We start from the raw sequence: 10,501 nt of genomic DNA on the forward strand, positions 1-10,501 counted from the left end.
TTACTGAAGTTTTGCTATTTCTAGTGCACTTCGACAAGACATTGAAAAACAATATTTTTTTGCTTCCCAACTACCTGCGAGTGCCCACACAGTTTGCTTGATATATTGTTAAAGAGCGTTGACCTTGTTCAGGTCAGGGATGCGTATTCTACGCATTCCGATTTGTTCGTCAAGCGTTGAATCAAACTTTGTTTTGTTCGTTTCAAACCCTTGTGACCGTTGGCGTGTTGCCCCGTGTCAGTGGATGCGCATTATAGGGAACCGCTGATTTTGCGCAAGGGCTTTTTTGATAAGAATCAATCACCCGATTGCTTTTTATTCGATGTGCTAGATATCACGTCAGATCGGCGACATTCTGTGCAAATTCGACCAGTGACGGATAGACGGCTTCGGCCAGCACTTCCCCTTCGGCGGTAATTTCCTTGCCGGTACGCACCAGGATCTTGTGACCGACACCCGCCGCTTCGGCGGCCTTCATGTCCGATACCTTGTCACCGACCATATAAGAGGAGGCCATATCGATGTTCAACTCTCTGGCGGCTTCCAGAAACATGCCCGGCGCCGGCTTGCGACAATCGCACACCTGGGTTTCGGAACCTTGACCTTCACTAGGATGATGCGGGCAGAAATAGATACCATCCAGATCCACGCCCCGGTCGGCCAGAGACCAGTCCATCCATTCGGTCAGGCGGATAAAGTCCTTCTCGCTGAACAGGCCACGGGCGATGCCCGACTGATTGGTGACTACCACCAGTTGATAGCCTTTCTGCTTCAGTTGCTTCATGGCGTCGATCACGCCGTCTATAAAGATAAAGTCGTCACTGTGGGACACGTAGCCGGTGTCCTGATTGATGACACCGTCTCGATCCAGAAATATTGCCGCTGTAGTCACTAGAAGTTCCTATGGTTTAAGACGCAATGGTTTAAGACGCAGTTACAGTGGCAATAATATCACAGCCTTGGGGCTGTTGAGGCAGCCGTTGCCCACGATCTATCTCCTGCTGAAAATGACAGGCAACACGATGCCCTTCACCGATAAGCGCCGGCACTTCGGTAATGCAGCGATCTCCCACATAAGGGCATCGGGTACGAAAGTGACAGCCGGACGGCGGACTGGCCGGTGAGGGTGGCTCGCCATGCAGCACCGTCGGTATCTTGCGATGACGAGGGTTCGGTTCAGGAATAGCCGCAAGCAGGGCGCGAGTATAGGGATGCAGAGGGCGACGATATAACTCTTCCGCCGGCGCCAGCTCGACGATACGCCCCAGGTACATGACTGCAATATGATCCGAGATATGTTTTACCACCGACAGATCATGAGCGATAAACAGCATGGCCAGCTGGTATTCCTGTTGCAGCGACAGCAACAGATTCAGGATCTGGGACTGTACCGATACATCCAGTGCCGATACCGCCTCATCACAGACCAGCAGCCGAGGCTTGAGCGCCATGGCCCGGGCGATGCCGATGCGTTGCCGCTGACCGCCGGAAAATTCGTGGGGGTACCGCTCCAGCGCCGAAGCCGGCAAGCCGACCCGCTCCAGCAGCTCGGCCGCCCATTGTTTTCGTTCCGCCGCCGTGCCCAGTCCGTGGATCACGAAAGGCTCCTGCAATATGGTGCCTATGGTATGGCGGCCATTCAGCGACTCCTGAGGATCCTGAAACACCAGTTGCATTTGTTGGCGCAAAGGCCGCATTTGTGACCGGCTGTAATCGGTAATGTCCTGCCCCTCGAACAGGATACGGCCGCCACTTGGCTCATGCAGTTTGAGCAGGGCTCGAGCCAGGGTCGACTTGCCGCAGCCGGATTCTCCCACCAGCCCCAGGGTTTTGCCCGCTTCCAGCTCGAAGCTGACCCCATCGACTGCGTACAGGGTTTTACCACGGCGCAACAGGCCTCCGCCTAGGGTAAAGTGCTGTTGCAACTGCTCTATTTTTAACAGCGGGCTCGAAGTTACTTTCGATCGCGGGCTCATGACTGCTTTCGGTAGTTCACTCATCGCCGTAACTCCCGCCAGTGATGACACCAGACATGATGCGCTTCTTCTACCCGCTCCACAGCCGGTTGCCGCTGGCAACGCTCGGTCATATAGGGGCAGCGGTTGGCGAAACGGCAGCCCTCCTGCTGTTCTTCAAGAGACGGCACCTGGCCCCTGATGGTCGCCAGTTCCGTTTTGCCGGGTTGATCGAGACGAGGAATGGCCGACAGCAGCCCCTGGGTATAAGGATGCACCGGCCGTTCGAACAGGGTAAATACATCGGCCTGCTCGGCGCTGCGGCCCGCATACATCACCAGCACCTGATCGCAGACCTGAGCCACCACGCCCAGATCGTGAGTAATAAAGAGTACCGCCATGCCGGTGCGCTGCTGCAACTCCCGGATCAGATGCAGTATCTGCGCCTGAATGGTCACGTCCAGCGCCGTGGTCGGTTCGTCACAAATCAGCAAGTCCGGCTCGCAGGCCAGCGCCATGGCGATCATCACCCTTTGTCGCATGCCGCCGGATAACTGATGGGGATAGGCTTTCAGTCGAGCTTCGGCTTCCGGTATCCCTACCTGGCGCAGCATCTCGGCGGCGGCCTGCTGCTGTTGGCGCTTGCTCAATTCGGGCTTATGGAGCCGATAGACCTCCATCAGCTGACGACCCACCGTATGCACCGGGTTCAGCGCCGTCATCGGCTCCTGAAAGATCATCGCAATCTTGTTGCCACGTACCCGATAGCGTTGCTCGGCGGTCAGGGTCAGCAGATCCTGCCCCTGAAACAACGCCCGGCCCGCCACCACCTCACCCGCCGGCCTGGGCAGCAGCCCGAGCAGGCTCAGCGCGGTAACACTCTTGCCACAACCCGACTCTCCTACCAGCCCTAAGGTCTGGCCCGACGCCAGCGAAAAGCTGACATCATCCACCACCCGAAAACAACCGGCTTCGGTGGTAAAACTGACGGCCAGGCTCTCGACGTTCAGCAACGGCTCCATCACTGATCCTTCTGCCGCCAGGTTTCCACCACCTCGAGCACCGGCTCAAAGGTCCGGTCGTCAGCCTTGATTTCCGCCTTCAGCTGCTGATCGATCCAGAACAGGCCGCCGGTGCTGTGCGGTGCCCCTTCCATCGGCCAGAACAACGAAGGTGAATGGCGCGTGCCTTTGGCCTCGGGCAAGCGAACATAACGCCAGTAGGCTTCGCGGGTATAAGGCACCTGATAACCGGGAATAAAGATCGCCAGCTCGTGTACTCGCTGCTGGATCTGGCGAGAGATGTCGGCCTTGGCACCCAGATCCATGGTCACCCGGTATTGCTCGATCAATGCATCCAGTTTGGCGTCGCTGATATTGAACAGATTATTGGTCTGCGGTTTATCCGCATTCAGCGAATGAAAAAACTCCCAGTACTGGGGATAGAGGCCGCTGCCACCCCAGCCCAGCCAGGCCGCCTCGTGCTTTTTCTCCAGCATCACCTTGAAGCCGGTCGCGCCGTCCACCAGATTCAGCTGTAAATCGAGCCCCGCCTTGCGCGCTTCTTCCCGCAAAATCGCCAGCCGTGAGGTATGCTCCTGCGTAGTGTAAGTGACAGCAAGGCTGAGGCTGTCGCCGGCGGCATTGCGCAGTATGCCGCCCGGCCCCTGTCGGTCATAACCCGCTTCGGCAAACAAGGCACGCGCCCGCTCGATATCGAACTCCCGAGCCCGAATATCGGTATCGATGAAGTCGCCGTAGCCGGTACCAAAGGTGTGCATCCGCTCGTAGTCGCCGCGCAATATGGTATCCAGCATGCGCTGCATATTAATGGCATGGGCAATGCCCTGGCGCACCCGCACATCCCGCAATCTCGGGTGGGCGGTATTGAGATGAAAACCCTGGGCACCGCGCGGAATGTCGTTGTAGAACCAGATGCGATTGATCAGGCCATTACGATATTCGGGGGTATCGGTCTTGTCGTGCCACCACTCCGGCAGGATCAGGCCGAAGGTGTCGATGTCACCACGCAGAAAATGCCGATAGGCGATGTTCATATCCCGCACTACATTCAGGCGAATCCGGTCCACGTTGAAGCGATGCCGGTAATAGGTGAGCTCATTGCCCCACCAGTCATTCAAGCGCTTGAAGGTGATGGAACGACCCCGCTTGACCTCATCGAATACATAGGCGCCGGTCACCGGCGCCTGTGCCCAGTTATAGCGACGGACCCAGTCATCGGTCAGTTCATAGAAATGTTGTGGCTGAGGCGCCACCCCGACGGTATTCAGCAGCTCCCGCCGGCTCTTGGGGCTGCCGGCGGTGACCGAGATAGTGTGATCGTCGTATCGAGTGATATCGACAATTTCCTCGGTGTAATAGTTGTTGTACCAGGGAGCCCGAATCACCTCGGATCGCATCATCTCCAGCGCAAACAGAAAGTCGTCGGCGGTCACCGGCTCGCCATCGGACCAGCGGGCGGCCGGGTTAAGCTTGAAGTACATGGTTTTGTTGTCGTCACCGAAGGCCCAGTGGGTCGCCAGTGCCGGTATCGGCCGCTCGGTTTCGGGATGCAGGGCATAGAGGCCGAGCTGATTTTCCAGAATAAAGGAGCGAAACGCCGTATTGGAGTCCGGCCCCACGGTGCGGAAGGTCAGCGGAAAGCTCTGCAGGCTGCTGGTGAACTCCCCGCCCCGCGTTGCCTCAATTGAGGCGAAGATCGGATCCTCGTTGTTGGTCAGCCATTCCATCTCATCCGGTAGCTCGGCGGCGCTTACGCCAAAAGCCAGCAGCCAGGTATTCAGTATCGTTATCCATTTTTTCATCGCATTCCCTGCCTATTCATAACGAGAGAAATGTTTGGGGTCGAAGGCTTCTCGAATCGCCTCGCCGATAAAAGACACCGTAATCAACACCATCGATACCGCCGTTACTACCGACGACACTATCCAGGGTGAATCCAGATGATTGACCCCCTGACGCAACAGCTCACCCCAGCTGGGGGTGGGTGGCGGCAGGCCGAAGCCGAGGTAGTCCAGCGCCGTCAGTAACGAGATATTGGCCACCACGGTGAAGGGCGCCAGCGTCACTATCATTACCAGGGTATTGGGCAGAATATGATGCACGATAATACGCCCCAACCCCGCCCCCTGCGCCCGGGCCGCCAGCACGTAATCGCGCACCTTCTCCCGATAGGTCAGGGTACGCATATACCAGGTGATACCCATCCAGCCGAACAGCACGTTGATGCCCACAAACAGCATGAAGTTCGGCTGGGTCAGCGACACCAGTATCATGATGACGTACAAGAACGGCACCTGAGACCAGATCTCGATAAAACGCTGAAACAGCAGGTCGAACTTGCCACCGACGAAGCCCATCACGCAGCCCAGCAAGACGCCGATGGCATAACTGGCAGTCAGTGCGATAAAGGCAAACCCCACGGCGGTACGAAAGCCGTACACCAGCCGGGCCAGAATATCCCGTCCCGAATTATCGGTGCCCAGGTAGTGCCGCTGCTCCAGACTGGGGGCGGTGGGCGGATAACTGCCGCTGCTGTAGTCCTGCTCATAAGGACTCCAGGGCACCAGAGGCAGCAACACCCAGTTGCCGGACTGCCCGGCCCCGGCTTGTTCGGCAGCTTGTTCGGCAAATAAGGTTTTCAGCTCCCGGTAATTGGTTTCGTACTGATAACCGAGACCGAAGGTATCGCCGGTGATCACGGCACCATAGGTGGGAAAATAGAGCTGGCCTTCGTATTTGACCAACAGCGCCCGGTTGCTGGCCCACAGCTCGGCCGCCAGCGCCAGCACCACCATCAGCATGAACAGACAGAAGGCGTAGTAGCCGCGGCGAATGCTGCGAAAGCGGCGCAGTTTCTTGTGGGTAAGGTCGGAAAACAGTCTAGCCATCGAAACGCACCCTCGGATCCACCATCGCCACGCAGATATCCGACAGTATATTGCCCACCAGCATCAACAGTGAGGTCACCGCCAGTATCCCCATCACCACCGGATAATCCCGTTCGACGATGGCCTCGTAGCCCAGCAGCCCCAGGCCGTCGATATTGAAAATCACCTCGATCAGAAAAGACCCGGCAAAAAACACCGAAATCACGTTGCCGAAATGGCTGGCAATGGGAATCATGCTGTTGCGCAGGGCATGCCCGGTCACCGCCTTGTGAAACGGCAATCCCTTGGCCACGGCGGTACGCACATAATCCGCCGACAGGTTTTCCATCAGGCTGTTCTTCATGGTCATGGTCAACACCGCAAAATCGCCGATGGCATAGGCGATCAGCGGCAACAGCGCATGGTGAAACAGGTTGAACGTCTTGGGCCAGAAGCCTTCCAGATAATAGAAGTCGTCACCGACGAAGCCGCCCATGGGAAACCAGCCGAGCTGAAAGGAGAACACGGTAAGCAGGAAAATACCCACCACATAGGCCGGCAGCGCATAGCCGGCATAGATCAACATGGAGCTGATGCTGTCGAAACGGCTGTTGTGTTTCAGTGCCTTGAGGATACCGAGCGGAATGGACACCAGATAACTGAGTAAAAAGGTACAGATGCCGAAGAAAGCCGAGATGGGGAGTCGTTCCTGAATCAGCTCCCATACCGGCAGGTAATAGCGGGTCGACTCGCCCAGATCCAGCCGCACCAGCTTGCCCAGCCACTCCCAATAGGCTTCGAACACCGGTTTGTCGAGGCCGTAGAAGGCTTTCAGCTCATCAATCTGCTCGGCCGACAGCACCTGGCTGCCACGGGAACTCTGGCTGAATTCGCTGCTTTGCAGCTGGCTTTCCATCAGCATGCGTTCCACCGGGCCGCCCGGCACGAAACGGGTAATGGCAAACACCACCAGGGTGATGCCCAGAAAGGTAGGTAACAGCAGTAACAACCGACGCAGAAAATACTGGCCCATGGTTTTCCCTTAAGTTCGTTCCCTGAACGCGGTCCGGCCGGGTCCTTCCCCTCACCCTATCCCATGAACCGGCGAGTTAGCAAGGCTGGATCCCATCCCCGGCATCGATGCCGGCCGAGGGGAAATTTACATTGACTTGGACGTCCAGACGGCCTAGCATCCACTGCCATTAGCCATGCTTGCATGACTTGTCTCTACACTCATCTGTTAAAGCAGTTAATAACCATACCGGAAAGGCTCATCCTCCGATGATCAAGCTAACCAATATCAGTAAACGCTACGGTGAAGGTGACGCCGCCGTTCATGCCGTCAGAAACATCGATCTCGACGTTGCCGCCGGCCAGATCATGGGCGTCATCGGGGAATCCGGTGCCGGCAAAAGCACCCTGATCCGCTGCGTCAACATGCTGGAACGCCCCACCGAGGGCGGCGTCTTCGTCGATGGTCAGGATCTGACCCAACTCGGCAACGGCGACCTGCCCCGCGCCCGTCGTAACATCGGCATGATTTTTCAGCATTTCAACCTGCTGGCCTCGCGTACCGTGTTCGCCAATATCGCCCTGCCGCTGGAACTGGCGGGCATGGACAAGGCCGCCATCAAGCAGCGCGTGAACGAGCTGCTTGAGCTGGTGGGCCTGTCACACCGTGCCAGCGCCTACCCGAAAGAGCTGTCCGGTGGCCAGAAACAGCGCGTCGCCATCGCCCGCGCCCTGGCCCCCAGCCCCAAGGTGCTGCTGTGCGACGAGGCCACTTCGGCACTGGATCCGCAGACCACCCAGTCCATTCTCGGCCTGCTGAAAGACATCAACCGCACTCTTGGGCTGACCATCTTGCTGATCACCCACGAGATGCATGTCGTCAAGAGTATCTGCGACCGGGTCGCCATTATCAATGATGGCGAACTGGTCGAGCAGGGCGATGTGGCCTGGTTCTTCGCCAACGCCAAGACCGAGCTGGCCCGGCGCTTCATTTCCTCCACCATCAATCTGGACATTCCAGAGGAATACCAGCAAAGGCTGTCGGCCGAACCGCTCACCGGCGCCCTGCCATTGGTGCGACTCGGCTTTACCGGCGAAACCGTGGATACTCCGTTGATCTCCATTTTAAGCCGGGATCTGGGTGTCGACGTCACCATTCTCAGCGCCGACATCGAATACGCCGGTGGTGTCAAATTCGGCTTCATGCTGGCCGAGCTGGACGGTCAACCGGAACAGACTCAGGCCGCACAAGCCTATCTTCAGGAACATAAAATTCAGGTGGAGTTACTCGGTTATGTCCGACGCCATGATTAATCTGCTGTTATCAGCCCTGTGGGAAACCATGATCATGACCTTTGGCTCGGGCGCGATTGCCTGCGCCCTGGGTATTCCGTTAGGGATAGCGCTGCACGTCAGCAAACCCGGTCAGATCTGGGAACACGCCGCCTTTAACAAGATACTGGGTACCGTGGTCAATATCGGCCGATCCATTCCCTTTATCATACTGCTGGTGGCTATTATTCCCTTTACCCGCATGGTGGTGGGCACCAGTATCGGCACCGTCGCCGCCGTGGTACCGCTGACCGTGGCTGCCATTCCGTTTGTGGCCCGCCTGATGGAAGGCGCCCTGATGGAAATTCCGGCCGGCCTGGTAGAAGCGGCTCAGGCCATGGGCGCCCGCCGTATGCAGATAGTCACCAAGGTATTGCTGCCCGAGGCCCTGCCCGGCATGCTCAATGGCATTATCATCACCCTGGTAACGCTGGTGAACTACTCCGCCATGGCCGGAGCCATCGGTGGTGGCGGCCTGGGTGATGTGGGAATTCGTTACGGTTATCAGCGCTTCGATCCCCAGATCATGCTGATTACCGTGGTGATGCTGGTGGTACTGGTACAAATCATTCAAAGCGCCGGCGAACGCCTGGTCGCTCGTGTAGATCATCGTTGATTAAAAAGGAGTTACCCGATGAAGTCAGGTTTTAAATCGTTTGCGACCCTGAGTGTACTGGCCTCGGCCCTGGCCCTGAGCGGCTGTGGTGAGCAGGCGAAAGACACCGCCGAAGAAACCGCCGCCAAGCCCCTGCGTCTGGGCGTGATTGCCGGTGCCGAAGAGCAGGTGGCAGAAGTCGCCGTCAAGGTGGCCAAAGCGCAATACAACCTGGATGTGGAGCTGGTGTCCTTCAGCGACTACGTCACGCCCAACGTGGCCCTGAGCGATGGCAGCCTGGATCTCAACGCCTTCCAGCACCAGCCCTATCTCGACAAGCAGATTGCCGATCGTGGTTACGATCTGGTCGCCGTAGGCAGCACCTTCGTCTATCCCATCGCCGCCTACTCCAAGGTGATCAAGTCACTGGACGAGCTGGAAGACGGCGCCAAGGTTGCGGTGCCCAACGACCCCACCAACCTGGGCCGTACCCTGCTATTGCTGGAACAACAGGGTCTGATCGAGGTAGATGATGCCGTGGGTCTGGAAGCCACCACCCTCGACATCACCGCCAACCCGAAAGAGCTGAACATCATCGAGCTGGAAGCGCCTCAGCTGCCCCGTTCGCTGGATGACGTGGCCTTTTCGGTGATCAACACCACCTATGCCTCGCAAATCGATCTGCTGCCCGGCCGGGACAGCCTGTTTGTGGAAGACAAGGAATCTCCTTACGTGAACCTGATTGTCGCGCGCAAAGACAACCAGGACGACGAGCGCGTGCAGACCTTCATCAAGGCCTACCAGAGCGAAGAAGTCTATCAGGCCGCCCTGGAGCTGTTTAAAGGCGGCGTGGTCAAAGGCTGGTAACACCGGCTTGCAAACTGTTCAAGGTCACGGCTTGCCGTGGCCTTTTTTCTTTGTGCTGTCATAATAACGGGTCAAACCAAGCCGCAGGGATCTTGTATGCAGAAGTGGTATCTGGCGCATTGCCGCCCCCGGGAAGAAGAAAGGGCGCTGCTGAACCTGAACAATCAGGATATAGAGGCTTTTTACCCTTACGCCGAGGTCAAGAAACTGCGCCGGCGCAAAGTCGTGGTGCTGACCGAAGCCCTGTTTCCCGGTTATATCTTCGTGCGGGCCGATCTGGAAATCACCAGCTCCACCACTATTGGCTCTACCCGTGGCGTGCGTAATCTGGTGCGCTTTGGCGGCGGCCCCTGCGAGGTACCCGCCGAGCTGGTTTATGATCTGATGTGTCATTGCGACAGCGATGAGCTGAGAGAGCAACTGAGTGACATTCCCCGTTGTGGTGACAAGGTGCGCATCACGGAGGGCCCTTTTGCCGGGCTGGAGGCGATTTACCAGGAAGCCGACGGCGAGACCCGTGCCATTCTGCTGCTGACCATGCTGCAAAAGGCAACCCCGACCAGCTTCGCCAACGACGAGTTTTCGCGGCTGTAATACCAATCCCAGTCACGGTCTGGTCATATTAAGGCCTCAGCTCAGAGGCAACACAGCCGCCTCCCTCGACACGCCATGAACCCATCCATGGGAGCTCGGAAATGCCGTCCCTGGCATTTCACGGTCGAGGGAGGCGTTATCTGTTGCCTCTTCTCGTGCATCGAGTTGTCTGTAGACGGCGCTAACTGTAGTGGTCAACAAAAAGTGGCCACGGTTTTAGAGCTTTTCCAGAACCGCCGTTCAGACTCGTTTGGTGTG

Annotated in this window: 10 protein-coding genes; 4 read left to right on the plus strand and 6 right to left on the minus strand. The window is 57.5% G+C overall.

What is annotated here, in order from left to right; translation table 11 throughout:
• Nucleotides 1-334: 334 nt before the first annotated feature.
• Genes gmhB through ABD827_RS05280 form a run of 6 tightly spaced genes read right to left on the minus strand, consistent with a single transcriptional unit; the run spans nucleotide 335 to nucleotide 6,877 of the window.
• Nucleotides 335-892, minus strand: coding sequence for a D-glycero-beta-D-manno-heptose 1,7-bisphosphate 7-phosphatase (gene gmhB, locus ABD827_RS05255; RefSeq protein WP_344963019.1), 558 nt, complete (start codon nucleotides 890-892; stop codon nucleotides 335-337).
• Between the two features lie 31 nt (nucleotides 893-923).
• On the minus strand, nucleotides 924-2,000 hold the full coding sequence (locus ABD827_RS05260; RefSeq protein WP_344963021.1) for an ABC transporter ATP-binding protein: 1,077 nt from the start codon (nucleotides 1,998-2,000) through the stop codon (nucleotides 924-926).
• Complete coding sequence (locus tag ABD827_RS05265) at nucleotides 1,997-2,977, minus strand: ABC transporter ATP-binding protein (protein ID WP_344963023.1); 981 nt, start codon at nucleotides 2,975-2,977, stop codon at nucleotides 1,997-1,999. The genes ABD827_RS05260 and ABD827_RS05265 overlap by 4 nt, the downstream gene beginning before the upstream one ends.
• Nucleotides 2,977-4,779 carry an extracellular solute-binding protein gene (locus ABD827_RS05270; RefSeq protein ID WP_344963025.1) on the minus strand — a complete coding sequence of 601 codons (1,803 nt, stop codon included), beginning with the start codon at nucleotides 4,777-4,779 and terminating at the stop codon, nucleotides 2,977-2,979. Before ABD827_RS05270 ends, ABD827_RS05265 begins: the two co-directional genes overlap by 1 nt.
• A gap of 12 nt (nucleotides 4,780-4,791) precedes the next feature.
• Nucleotides 4,792-5,865: an ABC transporter permease gene (locus ABD827_RS05275; protein ID WP_344963028.1), complete on the minus strand. Its 1,074-nt coding sequence runs from the start codon at nucleotides 5,863-5,865 to the stop codon at nucleotides 4,792-4,794.
• Complete coding sequence (locus tag ABD827_RS05280) at nucleotides 5,858-6,877, minus strand: ABC transporter permease subunit (protein ID WP_298720852.1); 1,020 nt, start codon at nucleotides 6,875-6,877, stop codon at nucleotides 5,858-5,860. The genes ABD827_RS05275 and ABD827_RS05280 overlap by 8 nt, the downstream gene beginning before the upstream one ends.
• Nucleotides 6,878-7,125: 248 nt before the next feature.
• Between ABD827_RS05280 and metN the strand changes: the two genes are divergently transcribed.
• The 4 genes from metN (at nucleotide 7,126) to rfaH (ending at nucleotide 10,243) form a co-directional block, all read left to right on the plus strand.
• The gene (gene metN, locus ABD827_RS05285) at nucleotides 7,126-8,169 is read left to right on the plus strand and encodes a methionine ABC transporter ATP-binding protein MetN (protein ID WP_344963032.1); all 1,044 of its coding nucleotides are present in this window, start codon (nucleotides 7,126-7,128) and stop codon (nucleotides 8,167-8,169) included.
• The gene (locus tag ABD827_RS05290) at nucleotides 8,150-8,803 is read left to right on the plus strand and encodes a methionine ABC transporter permease (RefSeq protein ID WP_344963034.1); all 654 of its coding nucleotides are present in this window, start codon (nucleotides 8,150-8,152) and stop codon (nucleotides 8,801-8,803) included. The genes metN and ABD827_RS05290 overlap by 20 nt, the downstream gene beginning before the upstream one ends.
• 18 nt (nucleotides 8,804-8,821) lie before the next feature.
• Nucleotides 8,822-9,649: a methionine ABC transporter substrate-binding lipoprotein MetQ gene (metQ, locus tag ABD827_RS05295; RefSeq protein ID WP_344963036.1), complete on the plus strand. Its 828-nt coding sequence runs from the start codon at nucleotides 8,822-8,824 to the stop codon at nucleotides 9,647-9,649.
• Between the two features lie 96 nt (nucleotides 9,650-9,745).
• Nucleotides 9,746-10,243 carry a transcription/translation regulatory transformer protein RfaH gene (gene rfaH, locus ABD827_RS05300; protein ID WP_344963037.1) on the plus strand — a complete coding sequence of 166 codons (498 nt, stop codon included), beginning with the start codon at nucleotides 9,746-9,748 and terminating at the stop codon, nucleotides 10,241-10,243.
• The last annotated feature ends 258 nt before the right edge of the window (nucleotides 10,244-10,501 follow it).

The organism is Oceanisphaera sediminis, from assembly GCF_039539745.1.
GTDB classification, from domain to species: domain Bacteria; phylum Pseudomonadota; class Gammaproteobacteria; order Enterobacterales; family Aeromonadaceae; genus Oceanimonas; species Oceanimonas sediminis.

Excerpts from the sequence above, each read along its gene's own strand:
- ABD827_RS05260 (WP_344963021.1), bottom strand. The coding sequence starts at position 2,000 with ATGAGTGAACTACCGAAAGCAGTCATGAGCCCGCGATCGAAAGTAACT.
- ABD827_RS05270 (WP_344963025.1), bottom strand. The coding sequence starts at position 4,779 with ATGAAAAAATGGATAACGATACTGAATACCTGGCTGCTGGCTTTTGGC.
- ABD827_RS05265 (WP_344963023.1), bottom strand. The coding sequence starts at position 2,977 with ATGGAGCCGTTGCTGAACGTCGAGAGCCTGGCCGTCAGTTTTACCACC.
- ABD827_RS05280 (WP_298720852.1), bottom strand. The coding sequence starts at position 6,877 with ATGGGCCAGTATTTTCTGCGTCGGTTGTTACTGCTGTTACCTACCTTT.
- metQ (WP_344963036.1), top strand. The coding sequence starts at position 8,822 with ATGAAGTCAGGTTTTAAATCGTTTGCGACCCTGAGTGTACTGGCCTCG.
- metN (WP_344963032.1), top strand. The coding sequence starts at position 7,126 with ATGATCAAGCTAACCAATATCAGTAAACGCTACGGTGAAGGTGACGCC.
- ABD827_RS05275 (WP_344963028.1), bottom strand. The coding sequence starts at position 5,865 with ATGGCTAGACTGTTTTCCGACCTTACCCACAAGAAACTGCGCCGCTTT.
- rfaH (WP_344963037.1), top strand. The coding sequence starts at position 9,746 with ATGCAGAAGTGGTATCTGGCGCATTGCCGCCCCCGGGAAGAAGAAAGG.
- ABD827_RS05290 (WP_344963034.1), top strand. The coding sequence starts at position 8,150 with ATGTCCGACGCCATGATTAATCTGCTGTTATCAGCCCTGTGGGAAACC.